Below are 17,710 nucleotides of genomic sequence, written 5' to 3' on the forward strand. Positions count from 1 at the left end.
TTCACAGGATTATTTTACACCAATTCTGTACCATCTGGATCAGCTAAAAAACTAATTCCATCTAAACTCACCCATGTCGCACTTGTGCCTTCTTGAGGAACAACTTGTCCAGCAGCTTGAGCCGATAAATTTCCTGTAATTGAAATTCTCGCAAATGCTGCATTAGAAACTACTGCAAAATTCAACGAATACTTGGGCCGATAACCACGTGGCAGTTGAAATATTACATGGGTAAATGTCGGCCCGTAAGACGAATCAGTGTTTTTGCACATCCCCGAAAGATGCACCCTTCCTGTTTCATCTTTGTAATAACGCGGCCTGCGATCGTATGTCGTATCGAAAATCTCCCAACGATTGATTAATGTTGCGTTAACCAATCGTTGTTTCGGAGTCCTTAGTACTTCGGCTTTTACTTTCCCTGGCTTCAAAGAGTTACATATGATTATTCTATTCTCTGCTCGATCATTAAATAAATAGATACCATTGTATTTTTCCATCCCTTGTGAAGCACCAAAGCTTGGAGGATTAAAGGACTCTACAAAAGTAAACGTGCTACCGTTGAAAGAAAATTTATCAATGCCACCTTGAAAATCCTGCCCCTTCTCATTAGGCCCATGCATATTTGCGTATAGATAACCATTTTCCCATATAATTCCTTGGTAGCTGCCGTATGCTTTCGCAACAGTCGGTAGATTATATTCTGCTTTTTGTACCCAACTCGCATCAAACCTACGGATTTTTTGAATATTATGATAGCTGACCCAGTTATCGTCTAAATGCTTATCAATCCCCTCCGCTACTCCAGTTCCAATATTGTTAACAGTGATCTGATTAAGTCCGTTATCTTGCGTATTGTATTTGACCACGTGAGACTGATATGGCGAAGGGCCACCCGAATTAGCGTTATATGCTGTAACGAATAAGAAGCCGTCTATATAGCTGATATCTCCAAACGACATAAACCGACCGCCTGAATCAGTTCCTGTATAAGCATTACGTTTTTTCTGATAAAAGATTACCATCCAAGGTATACACGGAAATAATATTTTCGAGAGCAAAAGCATCATTTCGATCAGTTACAGCATAAATATATTTCCCATCCGTGCATACGCCTTGCCACGCTCTAAAAGGGGCATGACATTGAAACGAAACGATACTCGAAATACCAGAACTTTTAAGTTGCGTATAATCCGCCTTATGCGCAATAAGCGCATTCGCATTTCATTCTGTTATCCGACCAGTTCCAGTGATATTAAAACTGCATTAAAGATTATTAAATGCACATAATAAAAAACGGACATTTTGATGAGGTATGATCACATTCCTCTAAAGTGTCCGTTTTTTACAAACTATAAATTTATTCCTTTTTAGACTTAATAATCCTGTATATACATCACTGTCAGTTAAAGTGTTACCCAACCGCATTTGATGGCGTTGATTACGGCTTGCGTGCGGTCATCTACTTCCATTTTCTGCAGGATGCTGCTGACGTGGTTTTTAACTGTTTTCTCGCTGATGAACAGGTTCTCTCCAATGGTCTTGTTGCTCTTACCTTCAGCCATCAAGCGTAGTACTTCAGCTTCACGACGCGTAAGTGGATTGTTCCCACGAGGGATAAATTTCGTTATCGTCTCCCGGCTAGCCGCCGCACCTGAGGTTGCGCCGATCTCATCCAGATAGGTCATCCTACGAAGCTGGTTAATTAACTTACCTGTTACTTTAGGATGTATGTATGCATGACCTTCCGCAACAGTACGTATAGCATTGATAAGAGATTCTGCTTCCATGTCTTTCAACAGATACCCTGTTGCACCCTTACGCAAGGTCTCAAACACGTAGCTCTCATCATCATGTATAGATAATATAAGAACTTTAATTTCTGGGAAGATATCGCGCAGCCGCTCAGTCGCTACAACGCCGTTCTCTGTTGGCATATTAATATCAAGCAGCACTACGTCCGGTTGCACGCGATTACAGAATTCGAGCACCTGTATGCCATCGCTACATTCTCCGATGACCTCTAGATCGCTCTCCATGTTCAGAATACGCTTTAACCCTTCACGAAAGAGCTGATGATCGTCAGCCAACAGTACTTTAATTTTAGCTGGCGCTGGCTTATTCTCCATGTGCGACTAACTCCTTTTCTGACTCCGCTTTTATCGGCACTTTGATCTTTATTTTCGTGCCGTGTCCAATTACAGATTCTATATTGATTTCCCCTTGCAGAAGCTCAACACGTTCCTGCATTCCGATTAAGCCGAAGTGCGAATGCTTCGCCCGAGATCCCAAAACATCCAGATGAAATCCAACTCCATTGTCCTCAATAAGCATTTGAACAGTTTCATCTTGAAAGGTCATTTCGAGCGATACAAAGGTCGATTGAGCATGCTTCAGAGCATTATTGAAGCCTTCTTGAGCAAGCCGGAACATGGCCGCTTCCATTGCGCTAGGCAATCGTTTTTCCTTGCCAGATGTATCGAATACAGCTCTAATCCTCGTCTTTTCCTCAAAATCCTGCACGAACTTACGAAGGGTGGGTACTAATCCCAAATCATCCAATGCCATCGGGCGGAGATTAAAAATAATTTTGCGAATATCTTCAAGTCCAAGACGAATTTGTGATTTCAAGTCAATGAGCTCATTACGGACAACTTCCAAGTCATGTGTGCCAAGTAATCTCTCTGCGATTTCCGTTCGTAACACCAGATTCGCTAGGGACTGCGCAGGACCATCATGAATTTCTCTAGCAATGCGTTTACGCTCATCTTCCTGCGCCAGTATAATTTTCAATCCGATTAGCTGGCGATTTTTGGCTGACTCCAATATACGCGTCACCTGAGTCAGGTCTCCGGATAGATAGTCTAGCACAACACTCATCTGTAAACTAATCGTATCCGCGCGTTCGATAGAAACCTCTACGTTCTTCACACGTTTCTGCAGATCATCACGGCGTGTTTTCAGGTAGCCTTCCTTTTCCCGATAGACCATAAGATCCAACTGCATCTGTGTCGCTTTCTCATAGGCAGATTTGATATCATGCTCAGAGTAACGTACGAAGTCTCGGCTCACCTCTGTCAGTCGGATCCTCGCAAGGCGATAGTCCCGCTCCAAGCGATCTACCCTATCAATTGTATCCGTTGTTTCCTGCAAGACGGTTTCCATCTCATTCGTAAGAGTTTGAAGCTCACGGCGGGCAACCTCACAAATCTCGAACACCTGAACCTGGCTATCTTCCATAACAGAAATTGCATTCTGGATTACCCGATCTATTTGGTCCACATGATAATCCATAGTTACAACTCTCCTATACTCAATAACACCCGTTAGTAAATCTTACTTCCTTCATCACAAGGGGCCTCTCGGCGTTTGCTAGCATTGTTTACATCATACCATATTTCTTCGTTTTATTGAGCGAGAGAATACAGTCTTTGATATAAAAATTAACGAATTGTAATGGTTTGGGTTTTATTTTCCCAATCTACAATTTGACCCAATTGCTCAGATATGACACGAACCGGCACATATACGCTACCTTTAATAATGACAGGAGCGACGGAAATCGGCTGGCGAACACCATTCACGATCATTTCCTTACTACCGACCCACAATTCTAGCATTCTATCCCCTCTAAATACGGTCACTCGCTTCTCTTTATTGTTCCATACCACTTGTGCTCCCAGGCTGTCCCCTACAAATCTCAATGGTAAGAAGTTCGTATTCGTTCCCTTCTGAACGAATGGTGCTCCAGGAAGAGTAACTTTCTTCCCATCCACTGTAGCTTGCTTGGATCCAACTTTCATCACAATCGTCGGATGAGCAACTACGATCTGACCCGCTGGATACTGCAAAGCAAGATTGTCAAAAGCCAACTCCCCTACCATTGCGCGTTCATCCTGATCTTCTTCTTTGTTCACAATGTAGAGCTTAGTTAGCTTAGCAGAACCTTTAAGTCCTGAAGCTGCCAGATCTATGCGTAGGTTCTTCCAACCCGTCCAGTCGATCTTGTTAGCAATGTCAGCATATACGGTTTTGCCATCACCGTTCGTAAACTCCGCTCTCAACCAGTGCATACTTTGATCCCCAAGCACATCAAGAGTTATCGCACTTGGTGTTCCGTCAATCGTAATTCCTTTGCCATCATTGAGAACGGCATTGGCATATCTTTTACCCGAACCGATTGTAAAATCATACGTCAAGGACAATACCTTAGAGTTTTCGCGGCCAGGAATACCCGTAACGATCGAAGAGGCTCCTAACGTCTCAATAGGCGTGGCGCTAAACCCAACGTTGTAAGCTACCTTCTCGAAATCCTCCAAAGGTTGCTCCGTCCCTGGTGATAACACAGCTACCGCACCGTAACCATCATATCTTGCAATCGCATAGCCCGCAGCGATGTTGTTCTGAACTTGATTGACCGTTATCTTCCCATCAGACGTGGTTGCTGTGAAACCGCGGAATTCCCATGTTACTGATGAAGCAGGGACGGATAATTGCCTACCGTCTATCAGTTGGATTTTAACCGGCATGTTGATAACAGCTCCGGGCTTTAACACAGTTGAGTTAGGTTCGACAGAAAGTTGCTTCACTTGATCTTTACCGATGACCTCGACTTTAATTGAGTCAGAAGCACTTCCCGACTTAACTTGAAGCGTCGCAGAGCCTGATTTAGAAGCTTGGAATGTACCGTCGACTAATGATCCTAGTTGATTATCAACACTCCATGTCGGTTGTAGGCCAAGTGGATCAATTGGATTGAAATATGTATCGTAAGCCTTCAACGAGAAAGTGGATTGCTGACCAATGAACAATGTTTTCGACCCGCTTGCAACAATACCCTTAAGCGTTCCTTGAGGAGCTGTCGTATACACACCTATACCGTTCGTGACGAGACGTTGAGTTGTTCCATAAGAAGTTGGGTGAGTAAGCTGTGTTTGGAAGTCACCTAACGGACGAGATACCATCGTGGTCGAACCACCCCCATCGAGATTAACAGCCTTCCATACCCCGAGCTCTACTAGCATTTGTTGTAATTCTTTAAGGGTTACTCCTTCGCGACCGCCATTCTCCTCAACCGTTAGGAGATATGCCGTGGAACCATCCTTCGAATAACCAACTGCCGTACGCGCACGATCTGCATACCCACTTAGACCGTTAACGTCCCTTGTAAAAGCTACGGATTTACCGTTATCCAGCAACAGGGTATGTCCGCTCACCATCATCTGGAAGTTGGCAGGATCATAGGATCTCCCATCATCGGTTTGTAGGGAATAGTTCGATTTAATTGCGTCACCCACAACAAGGCTCTTCGTAATGAAGTTAGCAGCAGTACCATGACCCCGCAAAATATATCCGTTAGCTGGAATCGGTGTCGTTATTGCACTGCCAGCGGAAATCTCAGCCACTATACCATCTACGACCAATGCCTCCGTCGGCGTTGTCGCACTGTTGGCCGGACGCTGCGAGTTTGTCCAAGCATTCGTATACATGTACAACGCATTGACGTGGCTATAGGCTTTGTCCGGCTCTAAGCGGTAGCCCGTTTTATTTAGTCCAGACAGCTTGAATGTCGTGATTCCATCTGCAGCTGTAACCGTACCAGAAAAAGAAAACTTATCGATGAGAGGTTTGCGATCCGTAGTCACACCAAAAGCATACATACCCTCTAGCTGCTCGGTACTCACTTGGAGCTGTCCAGAAGTGATCTGCGCCCCCATCGGAATACCATCACTGCCCGTTGCCGTTCTGAACACATCTCCATTAATACCCGCAACTGCGCCTGTTTCCTTGGTCATCGCGCCAACAGATTGCTTCGCCGTAACACTGCCTTTCGGACCTCCCATCGCATTTAATTGTACATACGGATTGTTGAGGTCAACTTGCAGTAGGTGAAGCATTTCCGTTTGCTTCGTCTTATCGGAGGGCACCCATGCGTACGTTAATTGGCGAACGCCTGAGGTAACGATCGACTCGGATTGTTGAACTAGCTTGTAGGTTACTGCGGCTTTGACATCTGCAGCATGCGCCGTCGGAATGATTCCCGTGTTAATCGGAGCGGTGAAAACGAGTACACCAGCTAATAGCGGTAAAATTAAACGAGAACGTTTATGTCTAGCTTGTTGAGTTTGTCGTATTTGCTGTGTCATGTAAGTCTCCTGTAAGTCTATTAGAATTTGGTGGGTGTATCACATCTCTGAAATATCCCTATTCTATTAGACTCTAAAAGAGGCGAAAAGTTACACCTATATGAAAATGTCATCAAAAAATAATAGTTTATCCAGCAAAGGAAAAAGCGACCGAATTGGTCGCTTCTCCCCTTACTATTGTTTGTGTCCACTTACTTCAGTTCTGCCCGCTCCCGTTTGGTCATCTTGCTCCATGCGAGTTGATAGGATTGCTCCAGCATGACAAGCACCTCGTCGTCTGGGACACTACCGTCCAGCACAACTGTATTCCAATGCTTCTTGTTCATATGATATCCCGGAAGCACGGAGCCAGGATATTGCTGCCGCAGCAGCCAGGCTTCTTCCGGATCCACTTTTAGATTAACACTCTCGTGCTCACCCGTCCTACCGAGTAGAGCAAACATTTTACTGCCCACGAATAATACCGGTAAGTTCGGATCAAAGGGATATTGCAAGCTAGAACCGATCCATTCCAATCCGAGCTCGGTCAACTTCTTATGGTTCATAGGTACTCCACATACTCCAAGAGTCTCTTAATCATTATCGCAGCTTCAGCACGTGTAGCATTACTTTGCGGACTAATCGTGCTCGCTGTTGAGCCTTTAATGAAGCCCACTTCGACACTAGTCGCTACTCCATCCTTCGCCCAGCTGCTCACTTTGGACTTATCTTTAAACCCATTAAGTGCTGAGCTCGAAGCTGTTTTCTGAACACCCGCGAACTTCATTGCTCGGACAAGCATTGTTGCCATTTCCTCACGGGTAATTGAAGCATTAGGACGGAATTTGCCATCCGTGCCCCCTTGTACAATTCCTGCATCGCTAACCGCCCCGATATAAGAGGCTGTCTTGAAGCTTGCTCCAACGTCTTTGAACTTCGAAGCCGAAGCGCTCGCCCCGTTAAGCCCTAGCCCTCTAGCAATATATTCGGCGAAATCCGAACGTGTAATATCTGTACCAGGTGCAAAGGTAGTAAGTGATGGTCCTCGCACTATGAATCTAGAAGCCAATGCTAAAACATCATTCTTGGCCCAGTGCGTGTTCATGTCCGAGAAAATCGCCGAGTAGCTGATAGGAGCATAAGTACTGTTGCCTTTGTGCTTGAACACAACACGGACATCACTTCCACTATTATTCACTTGAGAGGGCACATAAGTCGTTTCGCCCGAATCATTGTCGATGCGGACAACGGCTATTCCTGAGCTATTTGCAGCATAAGCGGACGAGAGCACAAATGTTCTATTGATATCCATATCATATGCATCAATTTCACGTTCTTTTCCACCTGCCAATAAGCTTGCGGTAAATTTAGCAGGCGTAGCAAGCGTCTGCGCACCACGACCTCGAAGTGTAGTGACGAGTGGGGAGTTATCAACCTTCTCAATATTTAGTAGTAAATACGCCGATGATAGGTCTCCACCTGTGGATTGAAGCTGCTTATTATAGTTAATTGCTTTCAAAGGAATCGTGAACTGCATATCCCCATATTCTAGACGGAATGATGCGTTTGAAAATTTGGATGCAGCGTCCATGATCGTCCGTAGAGGAATACCGACCAACGCTGCTGCTTCCGTCGCCGGAACTTTGAAGGTAACCATCGGAACAGTGACTCCACTACCTTGTTTAACACTATTGTAAGCGACTAATAGCTTGTCTCCGTTAACCATATATCGATTAACTGTACGTCCGGTAGAAGTTGCTGCCGAAACAGCGGTCGATGCTTTATCGCTGATGAACCGAAGTCCACCCGCTCCATCAGATTCTAAATATTCCGGTAGATTACTTACAGTAGTAGGGTTGCCTGCACCGTTCATATTAGTAACAACCAATTCACTAAAGACGGATACTGCCTGATTTAAAGAGTCTTTCAACGGAACCCCAGTGCTATTGTACGACACCGTCACTCGTTGACCTGAGCCAACATTGGACGCCAAGGTCAGAATGACTTGCGTGCCAGATACAGATACTACCGTTACAGGAACAGTTACACCATCATATTTCACACTAAATTGAGTAGCGTATGGAATAGAACTCGTATTCATTGTCGAAGTATAGCTCAGTGCGATCTGGTTATTGTTAATATTTTGCGTAGATAGCTTAGCAACTGAAGCCGACCCTGTGGTAAAGCTGTGACTTACAATCGCTGGTGCCGCATTCCCAGAGAGGTCGACGACTGCTGGGTTCGACGGATAATAGTATAGAAGCACAGGCACATTCGCTGCCACACTTGATGACAACGTTAACTCAACCGTGTTATTGACCACTGCAACCGTCGTAATAGACGGCAATGTGGTCGTGTTTCCGCTGGCCACAATAGAGTAACTATTTTTAAGTGGAATACTCACTGTATTCAGGCCCTCATTGTAGGTCAGGAGGATTTTGTTCCCATTCAGTACAGCAGATACTAATGACGGCGGAGCATTGTCATAAACATTACGCACATATAAGTCCGTAAACGCCGGCACCAGATTCCCAGCTTGATCCCGGAGAGGATTCGCACCAGGTGTATAGGTTATCGATACAGGATCCGGACTGGTTGAATTTGAACTCAGTGTCAGATAGAGGTTCGTGCCGTTTAGCACAGCAGTGCTGATTGCAATCGTGTTTCCACTTTGTTTTACAATAAACTGGTTCTGTGCTCCTGTAGGAAGTAGAGGAATCGTACGATCTAAGGTTAGGGTCAACGTATTCCCGTAAAACATTCCACTAACAGGCTTGGGCAATGTTGAATCAGTCGTGTTCTTAACCACTTGATTGTTAAAGGAAGCTGCCTCAACCCCACTTGCATTTTGCAACCTTCTTGCAGGTACGGAACTATCTTGGTAGTAAGACACTTGTACAGCTTGACCTATAAGTACAGGATATTGAAGCGACAAACGAACTTCCTTTCCTGTGATGTTCACACCCATTACCGCAGTAACAACACCGTTAACTGTCACATAGAAGTTACTAGGGGATGGAATTTTAGATGAATCAAGGTTCTCGCTATAGGTCAGAGCAATACTAACTCCATCTATCGTCGCTGTATTGATTACAGGAGTGCTATTAGTGCCTGTTTGGAAAGTCCATTGATATGGATTAGAGATTCCTGCAAATAGATTTGGCTTTACAGGAACTAAATCTGCGATTACATTCTCAGGGATAGAGATCGAATAGGTTGCTGAATTGCTTAATTTCGCAGTTCCGACAAGCTTGAATAGAATCCTAGTATTGTTCGTCGGGTCCACCGTCATTGTGAGTTCGCGCCTCGCAGTTGGGCTATTCTGCGGAAAAATATAAGCTTTCGGTGTTCCAACCAGAGTGATTGGTTTGTTAAATATCAGACTAAAGTCAGTTGTAGATATACTATTTGATATAGAAGCTACTGCTGGCGAATAAGCTGTAATTACTGGCGGAGTCACGTCAACTAGAGCTTTGAACTTCCAGATCACTCCCTCAAAGTAATTGCCACTTGCATCGCGATACACATCCGGTCCGATCGTTACTGTATAGTCCGTATTGTTCACGAATGCAGGACAGTAAGAGGCTGCAAGATTTGCCACAATCTGGTCGGTGCCATTATCTGTCGCTGTCACCGTACAAACTAAGTTATTAGTTACTGCGTTACGAATGACAAGGCTTTTGTTAGGGCTAGCGAATACTTTTTCATCGAATTTGATCGATATAACTCCTGGAGTTAAGCTCCCTAAAGTCCCATTGTTCACCGGATCAAATGTAACTACCTTAGGTTTGGTTGTATCTAATGCTGGTTTCGTTGCGAAGTTCCAGTTACCTGCACTGATTCCTGCGAAAGCACCACCATTACTGGCATCCTTCAACGCCCCCGGATCGATTAGAATCGTATAGGCTGTATTATATTCCAGACCGCGTAAAGGAGCACTCATCGTTAGTCCCGACGGGGATATAATCACTTCAGCTGATGCAATGTCAATCGACTGAACCGTGAAGTTATCCGTGGTTCTCTTCACTTGTATGTATCCCATTCCTTTAGCAATCTGCCTAGTAAAATCGAGCGATAGATTACCTGGAGCGCCAGGATCTACCATATTCGGCGAATTAGATGGAATGAAGTTATAAGCAACCGGTACAAGCTGCAGCACTGTGAATGACCACTGCATCGCACTCAGACCTACATATGGCAACCCAGAAGCATAACTCAATATTGCACTAGCAGGCACGATTACATAATAACTGCCATCTGTCAGACCACCTGGCTGAATAACAATAGATTTATTCGCATCATCACGTTGGACGACAGCTACATTAGTAACATCATAAATTCCGATGGCTGTCGCAACCCCAACTTTATAAAGCTCAATCGAACCAGAGCCAGGTATAATTTCTTCATCAAAAGTAAGCTTTAAGCTCGTATTGGGAACAACCCCTGTCGCACCACCATTTGGAGATGCCGATACAAGCTGAGGCCCAGCAGCCCCCGCTAATGCATGCACTTCAGGCCCTTTTGGAGCTGCGGCAGCAGTCATTACGGATAGACACTGTACGACGAGTGCAACAATTAAGATAAGCGATAGAGTACGAATACGTTGCAACAAAATTACCTCCCGAAATTTAAACAGACTTGTACTTATTACTTCGGCTAAAGTGAGGAACATAATTAGTGTTTTGGACAGAAAAAAACGCATTGCACCTCATTTATTACGGTGCAATGCGTTTTTGATGAATGAATTAGAAATCTATACTAAAGCGCCTTGCTTCAAAACTTCCACTTTATCCAGACGTTCCCACGGAAGATCAACATCCGTACGACCGAAGTGGCCATAAGCAGCAGTCTGACGATAGATTGGGCGACGTAGATCTAGCATCTTAATAATGCCAGCAGGACGAAGGTCAAAGTTGTTAACGATCAATTCAACCAGCTTCTCTTCTTCGATTTTGCCTGTGCCATAAGTATCCACATTAATGGATACCGGGCTTGCAACACCGATAGCATAAGCGAGTTGGATCTCACATTTATCAGCCAGTCCCGCAGCCACAATATTCTTCGCTACATAACGCGCCGCATAGGCAGCGGAACGGTCAACCTTTGTCGGATCTTTACCGGAGAAAGCGCCTCCGCCATGACGAGCATAGCCGCCGTAAGTATCAACGATGATTTTACGACCAGTCAATCCTGCATCCCCTTGAGGTCCGCCAATTACAAAACGGCCTGTCGGGTTGATGAAGAATTTTGTGTCCGCATCCAGCCATTCTTTAGAAACTTCCGGATAGATAACATGTTCGCGTATATCGTTCTGGATTTGCTCCAAAGTAATATCCTCCGCATGTTGAGTCGAAACAACAATCGTATCTACACGAACCGGCTTACCGTCTTCGTATTGAACCGTCACTTGAGTTTTGCCATCGGGACGTAAGTAGCCTAGTTTGCCATTCTTACGTACTTCGGACAAACGACGAGACAAGCGATGGGCAAGTGCAATTGGAAGAGGCATCAATTCAGGGGTTTCATTCGTTGCAAAACCAAACATAAGACCTTGGTCACCCGCACCGATATCTTCGTTCTCTTGTTGAATATCTTTGCCGTCACGGTTCTCCAGAGCAGCGTTAACACCTTGTGCGATGTCAGCAGACTGTTCATTCAGTGACGTAAGTACAGCGCAAGTACTGGAATCGAAGCCGTACTTAGCACGAGTATAACCGATCTCCTTGATCGTGCGACGCGCAATTGCAGAAATATCGATAAAATCAGCTTTACTACTAATTTCACCAATAACTAGTACAAGTCCTGTAGCAACAGACACTTCGCAAGCTACACGTGCATAAGGGTCTGCTTCTAAAAACGCGTCCAATACCGCGTCTGAGATTTGATCACATATTTTATCCGGATGGCCTTCTGTGACCGATTCGGATGTGAAGAGATGCCGTCCTTTAATCGACAAAGTCTCCAACCTCCACATATAAAAATCAGCCTTTCCCTATAGGAAAAGGCTGTTAAGAGAAACCTTCGATTAATAATGATACCGAAATTGTCGAGGGGTGTCAATGTACAGCGACCTATTCACTTCTAAAATTGCTTATAATTTTGCTATAATATTGTTTGCTGAGCCTGACGTATTAGCCGCTGTGTAATTCCTCCACCAAGTGCTCCAGCTTCTCTAGATGTAAGGTCACCTAGATATTGTTGCCCATAACTTGCAATTGCTATGCTTCCCAACTCGCCAGCAAATTCGGTGTCTAATCCTTCAGTGTGCTGAGTAATGGGTACTCCCAGCTCTGCAGCGATCTCATACTTCATCTGTTTCAGTGCATTCGCGCATTCCGGAACGACCAATCTGTTGCTTCTGCTGTTTCTCGACATAATATTTGTGAGCCTCCTTGAATGTGATGACTTTTAGTATGTGTCGGTGCATCATAATCAAGGCGTATTACATTATGGATGTCGGGGGAAAATGTAGGAGGAGCGGAATTTGATTATCTTGTCTTCGCAGTTTAACTAATTTCGAATCTTCGACTTAATTTCTTTGCGCTTGCTCCAAGTCAAAGGCATTAGACGCAACAAGTTAATCCAACTCCCACCTAATACTTTAGGATCTCGAACAAGCAGAGCGATCTATAGATGCGTTATCCACAGCACTATTGTATGTAACGATACATACAGTTACTTGAGATTCATCAGAAGCCCTAATCAAGTATTTGATCCTTCATGAAAGCTTTCAATCCCTCACGCCACGGACGCAGATCCGTCAACCCATTCTGACGAATAGCTGAATGATCCATTACCGAAAAGGCAGGTCGAGGCGCCGGTCTAGGGAATTCCTCCGTTGTGCACGGTTCTGTCCTAATGGACATGTTACTCTCCTCGAAAATAGCTTGGGCAAATTCATACCAAGAGCAAGTTCCTGTATTCGACGCATGATAAATACCATATGCTTCTGTCTGTACAAGCTCAATGAGAAAACGTCCCAAATCATAAGTATATGTCGGGGAGCCGAGCTGATCGTGAACAACCGATACATACTCCCGCTCGGACCCCAGCTTTAGCATTGTTTTCACAAAATTATTACCGTATTTACCGTATATCCAAGACGATCTCACGATAAAATATTGATTACTTAGACTTTGTAGAAGTACTTCTCCCGCACGCTTTGACTTTCCGTATACCGTTTGTGGATTCGTATTATCATACTCGTTGTAGGGCTCTGTGGATGTCCCATCGAATACATAATCCGTACTCACATAGCAGAGTTTAGCACCATACTCATTTGCCGCAAGGGTCAGGTTGCGTGTACCCATCGCATTAATTCGGTAAGCTTCATCTGGTTCTGTCTCCGCTTTGTCCACAGCGGTATATGCACCTGCATGTATGATAGCGTTAGGTCGTACTGCAGCAACCATCTCTCGACATTGTGAGAGGTTCGTTACATCAAGCTGATCGCGGCCATATCCAACAATGGTTACCTGATCATTTCCGAGCCTAATCAACTCTTGTCCTAGTTGACCATTTGCTCCTGTTACTAGCAGAGTAACCTTTCCCGCGCCCATCCGTTAACCTCCCAAACGTTGTCCATATTGTTTTTCATAATATTGTTGATAAGCTCCGGAGCGTACTTGCTCCATCCATTCCAAGTTGCTCAAGTACCAACGAATCGTTTTGCGAATACCTGACTCATAGTTATATTTCGGTGTCCAACCTAATTCATCACGGATTTTCGTTGCATCAATTGCATAGCGACGATCATGTCCTAGACGATCCTGTACATAACTAATTAACGTTTCTGGCTTGTTCAATTCTTGCAGTATCGTCTTAACGACTTGAATATTATTACGCTCATTGTTGCCACCTACGTTGTAAACTTCTCCACTGCGACCTTTTCTTATAACAAGGTCAATCGCACTGCAGTGATCTTCCACATAGAGCCAATCGCGCACATTCAACCCATCACCGTATACTGGAAGCGATTTGTCCGCCAAAGCATTCTGGATCATAAGTGGGATAAGCTTCTCTGGAAATTGATAAGGTCCATAGTTATTTGAACAACGAGTAATATTCACATTAAGACCGAAAGTTTCATGATAAGCTCGAACTAACAGGTCAGCTCCAGCTTTACTCGCAGAATAAGGACTGTTAGCTTGCAAAGGTGTCTCTTCCGTAAATAGCCCAGTATCACCCAACGTGCCATAAACTTCATCCGTAGACACTTGGACAAACTTCGCTACTCCGTATTGCTTGGTAAGATCAAGTAGAGTTTGTGTTCCCATGATATTCGTACGTACGAATACATCAGGCTCTAATATACTTCGATCGACGTGAGATTCTGCAGCGAAGTTCACGACTACATCGATACCTGCTTCAAACAATGGCTCTAGTGCAGCACGGTCTGTGATATCTGCTTTGACAAAGCTATAGTTCGGATTGGAATCGACCAATCGTAAATTCTCCAAATTACCCGCGTAAGTCAAACTGTCCACATTAACGATTACATCTTGAGGATGCTCCTGCAAAATATAATGAACAAAGTTACTGCCAATAAAACCGGCTCCGCCGGTAACGAGCAATTTCATCAGAGTTGTCACCCTTCGTATACGAAATTATTTTCTGCATCGGCCAATACCGGATGCTCTGCATCTTTATCAGAGAGTATAGGCTGATGTAATGGCCATTCAATACAGAGTGCAGGATCATTCCAAGCTATCCCACGGTCATTTTCCGGTGAATAATACTCATCAACCTTATATAACACCTCTGTATTCGGCACTAATGTGCAGAAACCATGCGCAAATCCCTGAGGTACAAATAATTGTCGTTTGTTGGAGGAAGTAATTATGAATCCTTCCCATTGTCCAAAAGTAGGTGAGCCTCGTCGAATGTCCACCACCACGTCATAAATCGCTCCGGAAGCTACCCGTAGCAATTTGGATTGGGCTTTGGGGTTTAATTGATAGTGAAGTCCTCTCAGCACACCCGCTTCTACAGATAAGGAGTGGTTGTCCTGAATGAACGTACGATCAATACCGTTATCAGCAAATTCCCGCCAGCTATAGGATTCCATAAAGAAACCGCGATGATCTCCGAACACGGCTGGATCAATGAGTTTCAGACCTGGTAACTTAGTTGCAGTAACCTTCATTTCAATCCCCCTATCTCATCTTGTTACAATTTCAATTTCCCGAATTCTTCTCCGAAGAGCAAATCCTTTGCTAGTTCATTTGCATGTGTTAACGATGCGTGTGTTCCAGCATCCGTCCACCAGCCTTGCAGAATATCATACTTCAGTTGTCCTGCAGCAATATAAGCATTATTTACATCAGTGATTTCCAGTTCCCCACGACCTGATGGTTTCAACGTCCGGATGACGTTAAATACGTTCGTATCAAACATATATATGCCAGTAACCGCATAGTGACTCTTCGGATGACTAGGTTTCTCTTCGATAGATACAATTTGGTCTCCGTGAAGCTCTGGAACACCATATCTCTTCGGATCAGGCACTTCTTGCAGAAGAATCTTTGCGCCTTTACCTTGTTTCACAAAGCTGTCAACGAAAGGAGCGATGCTGTCGGAGAATACGTTATCGCCTAAGATGACAACCATAGAATCGTCTCCCACAAAATGCTCTGCCAGACCCAGCGCTTGGGCAATACCTCCTGCTTCATCTTGCACTTTATATGTAAATGTGACTCCCATCTCATAACCGCTACCGAGTAAGTTAACGACGTCCCCCATATGGTCTTTTCCTGTGACGATCAAGATATCATTAATGTCTGCAGCCTTCAATTTTGATACTGCATGAAAAATCATTGGATACTTCCCAACTGGGAGTAAGTGTTTGTTGGTTACTTTGGTTAACGGGAACAGTCGTGAACCTGTCCCTCCAGCAAGAATTATTCCTTTCATTCCGGTTCGCCCCTTGTCATTATTCCTCAATAAAAACCTTATAACTAGTTTTCACCAGTTAATGTAAACGATGTTGGAGAACAACACAGTTCTCCAACATCGTTTACACAATTCAAATTGCAATCCCTCTATATCACATTTAATAAATACATTATACGAAATAGAGAATTATCAATTATTGAATGTCTGTATAATCCCGGTTTCCAACAATAACTTATTCGTTTATATAATGATGAATTGCTGTTTAAGAATTTTTCAATCAATGTCCTTTTGTCCTTCGATAAGTCTTCACAATATAAACGATAAAACTCTTGCGCTTGTTTTCGAAGTAACTGTCGCTTCCGATTCCTACTGAAGTTCATTAACTTTCTTGACCACTTTTGAACAAAGCTCGTAGTTCCGCCAATGCTATTGGAATCATGTTGCCTATACATTATAGTTGGCTCATCATCATATATGACACGTCCAAAAGCTGATATACATAAGTAGATCCACCAATCATGCATAATGACCTTGCTAGAATCGGGAACTCTACTTAAAATCAACTTCCTTGCAGCACTATTAATAACAACAGTGCATCCTACCGCAATATTCTCAATGATCGCATTAGCGAATAAAGCATTCTTTCGTGGTCTTGGTGGCCAATATCCGAGGTGATTTAGGTTCTCATCTACCAATTCCGTTCTGGAACAATACATTGCAGGAATATTGGGTGGGATTGTTTTTAAGTGGGATAGCGCCCGGTTCAATTTATTCGGCTTCCATACATCATCCTGATCACAAAAGGAATAGTAATCAGTATCCTCAGATGCTTTTTTTAACAAATCGAGAAAACTGTCAATTATCCCCACGTTTGAACCTAATGTGATTGATAATGAATTATCCTTCAAGGACAATAGAACTTTTTGAGTTTCCCCAGAAGAACCATCGTCTCGTATAAGGAGTTTCATTTGTACTGAAGTTTGATTTTTTAAACTTACGATTTGTTCAGTTAAATGCTTCTCGCCGTTATATGTAGACATCAACACTTGAACCCTATCCATATTTGTCACCTCAAGACGGCTTCTAATGACATCATAACAAATACGACTCAAATATTTTATTTCGTTATTATCTCTACAATATCTGCTTGCTGGAGGTTGTAGACATTGGGTATTTACCAATTAGAAGTATATATTTGTTGATCACATTGGTTGGTAGAAATATAAGGGGTCGCATTCCGCCTGCAAGAATGATGTCTTTCATTTTGGATGTCTAGTAGCTATTGATCAATACCCTTAATCACTCGCTTGCTTAGCATAAAAGTAACAGGTATGGTTGTAATGGTTACCAACAACGGCGCTACCCTCTCATTCGTGTTTAAAAGCTCAATGATAACGTACATAAGAAGATATCCGAGAACTAACTGCACCAAATAAACAATCGGAAAAGATAAGAGTTTCTTTAATGATAACGGTACCCGAAAAACAAATAAAGAGTTAATCAAGTATGAAATCAATATTCCAATAATAAAGGAGAGCACATAAGAAACATTATAAGACATAAACAACAATAAAACTAAGTATAGCGAATATCCAAGCAGCGTGTTGAGTAATCCACCTATAATAAACTTCTGAAATTCCGCTTCCTTAACTTTCATCCACAGTTTATTAATACCTTCTCCTACACCCACGCCT

The 17,710-nt window shown here is 43.6% G+C and carries 14 protein-coding genes; all 14 read right to left on the reverse strand.

What is annotated here, in order from left to right:
- Positions 1–14: 14 nt before the first annotated feature.
- Positions 15–959, reverse strand: coding sequence for a hypothetical protein (locus M1K58_RS12160; protein WP_256759131.1), 945 nt, complete (start codon positions 957–959; stop codon positions 15–17).
- Positions 960–1,403: 444 nt separating this feature from the next.
- On the reverse strand, positions 1,404–2,126 hold the full coding sequence (locus M1K58_RS12165; protein WP_256759132.1) for a response regulator: 723 nt from the start codon (positions 2,124–2,126) through the stop codon (positions 1,404–1,406).
- Positions 2,116–3,291, reverse strand: coding sequence for a sensor histidine kinase (locus tag M1K58_RS12170; protein WP_256759133.1), 1,176 nt, complete (start codon positions 3,289–3,291; stop codon positions 2,116–2,118). The genes M1K58_RS12165 and M1K58_RS12170 overlap by 11 nt, the downstream gene beginning before the upstream one ends.
- A gap of 149 nt (positions 3,292–3,440) precedes the next feature.
- A complete protein-coding gene (locus M1K58_RS12175) occupies positions 3,441–6,143 on the reverse strand; it encodes a stalk domain-containing protein (protein ID WP_256759134.1) in 2,703 nt (900 codons plus the stop codon).
- Between the two features lie 191 nt (positions 6,144–6,334).
- Positions 6,335–6,688 (reverse strand): MmcQ/YjbR family DNA-binding protein, encoded by a 354-nt coding sequence (locus tag M1K58_RS12180; RefSeq protein ID WP_256759135.1) that lies wholly within the window; start codon positions 6,686–6,688, stop codon positions 6,335–6,337.
- Positions 6,685–10,731, reverse strand: a complete 4,047-nt coding sequence (locus tag M1K58_RS12185) for a SwmB domain-containing protein (protein WP_256759136.1) — start codon at positions 10,729–10,731, stop codon at positions 6,685–6,687. The genes M1K58_RS12180 and M1K58_RS12185 overlap by 4 nt, the downstream gene beginning before the upstream one ends.
- A 144-nt stretch (positions 10,732–10,875) precedes the next feature.
- On the reverse strand, positions 10,876–12,078 hold the full coding sequence (metK, locus tag M1K58_RS12190) for a methionine adenosyltransferase (protein WP_256759137.1): 1,203 nt from the start codon (positions 12,076–12,078) through the stop codon (positions 10,876–10,878).
- A gap of 146 nt (positions 12,079–12,224) precedes the next feature.
- On the reverse strand, positions 12,225–12,497 hold the full coding sequence (locus M1K58_RS12195) for an alpha/beta-type small acid-soluble spore protein (RefSeq protein WP_256759138.1): 273 nt from the start codon (positions 12,495–12,497) through the stop codon (positions 12,225–12,227).
- Positions 12,498–12,820: 323 nt separating this feature from the next.
- Entirely contained in the window at positions 12,821–13,681 is an 861-nt protein-coding gene (gene rfbD, locus M1K58_RS12200) for a dTDP-4-dehydrorhamnose reductase (RefSeq protein WP_256759139.1), read from the reverse strand.
- 3 nt (positions 13,682–13,684) lie between these two features.
- The gene (gene rfbB / locus M1K58_RS12205; RefSeq protein ID WP_256759140.1) at positions 13,685–14,701 is read right to left on the reverse strand and encodes a dTDP-glucose 4,6-dehydratase; all 1,017 of its coding nucleotides are present in this window, start codon (positions 14,699–14,701) and stop codon (positions 13,685–13,687) included.
- Positions 14,702–14,709: 8 nt separating this feature from the next.
- Positions 14,710–15,267 (reverse strand): dTDP-4-dehydrorhamnose 3,5-epimerase, encoded by a 558-nt coding sequence (rfbC, locus tag M1K58_RS12210; RefSeq protein ID WP_256759141.1) that lies wholly within the window; start codon positions 15,265–15,267, stop codon positions 14,710–14,712.
- A 23-nt stretch (positions 15,268–15,290) separates the two neighbouring features.
- The gene (locus tag M1K58_RS12215) at positions 15,291–16,034 is read right to left on the reverse strand and encodes a sugar phosphate nucleotidyltransferase (protein ID WP_256759142.1); all 744 of its coding nucleotides are present in this window, start codon (positions 16,032–16,034) and stop codon (positions 15,291–15,293) included.
- A gap of 128 nt (positions 16,035–16,162) precedes the next feature.
- Positions 16,163–17,077: a glycosyltransferase family 2 protein gene (locus M1K58_RS12220; protein WP_256759143.1), complete on the reverse strand. Its 915-nt coding sequence runs from the start codon at positions 17,075–17,077 to the stop codon at positions 16,163–16,165.
- 218 nt (positions 17,078–17,295) lie between these two features.
- Positions 17,296–17,706, reverse strand: a complete 411-nt coding sequence (locus tag M1K58_RS12225; RefSeq protein WP_256759144.1) for a GtrA family protein — start codon at positions 17,704–17,706, stop codon at positions 17,296–17,298.
- Positions 17,707–17,710 lie beyond the last annotated feature (4 nt).

It is taken from the genome of Cohnella sp. WQ 127256 (assembly GCF_024519285.1).
In the GTDB taxonomy this organism is placed as follows: domain Bacteria; phylum Bacillota; class Bacilli; order Paenibacillales; family Paenibacillaceae; genus Cohnella.

Coding starts and splice junctions, on each gene's coding strand:
- M1K58_RS12215 (WP_256759142.1), bottom strand. CDS start 16,034: ATGAAAGGAATAATTCTTGCTGGAGGGACAGGTTCACGACTGTTCCCG.
- M1K58_RS12170 (WP_256759133.1), bottom strand. CDS start 3,291: ATGGATTATCATGTGGACCAAATAGATCGGGTAATCCAGAATGCAATT.
- rfbC (WP_256759141.1), bottom strand. CDS start 15,267: ATGAAGGTTACTGCAACTAAGTTACCAGGTCTGAAACTCATTGATCCA.
- rfbD (WP_256759139.1), bottom strand. CDS start 13,681: ATGGGCGCGGGAAAGGTTACTCTGCTAGTAACAGGAGCAAATGGTCAA.
- rfbB (WP_256759140.1), bottom strand. CDS start 14,701: ATGAAATTGCTCGTTACCGGCGGAGCCGGTTTTATTGGCAGTAACTTT.
- M1K58_RS12175 (WP_256759134.1), bottom strand. CDS start 6,143: ATGACACAGCAAATACGACAAACTCAACAAGCTAGACATAAACGTTCT.
- M1K58_RS12180 (WP_256759135.1), bottom strand. CDS start 6,688: ATGAACCATAAGAAGTTGACCGAGCTCGGATTGGAATGGATCGGTTCT.
- M1K58_RS12165 (WP_256759132.1), bottom strand. CDS start 2,126: ATGGAGAATAAGCCAGCGCCAGCTAAAATTAAAGTACTGTTGGCTGAC.
- M1K58_RS12220 (WP_256759143.1), bottom strand. CDS start 17,077: ATGGATAGGGTTCAAGTGTTGATGTCTACATATAACGGCGAGAAGCAT.
- M1K58_RS12160 (WP_256759131.1), bottom strand. CDS start 959: ATGTCGTTTGGAGATATCAGCTATATAGACGGCTTCTTATTCGTTACA.
- M1K58_RS12195 (WP_256759138.1), bottom strand. CDS start 12,497: ATGTCGAGAAACAGCAGAAGCAACAGATTGGTCGTTCCGGAATGCGCG.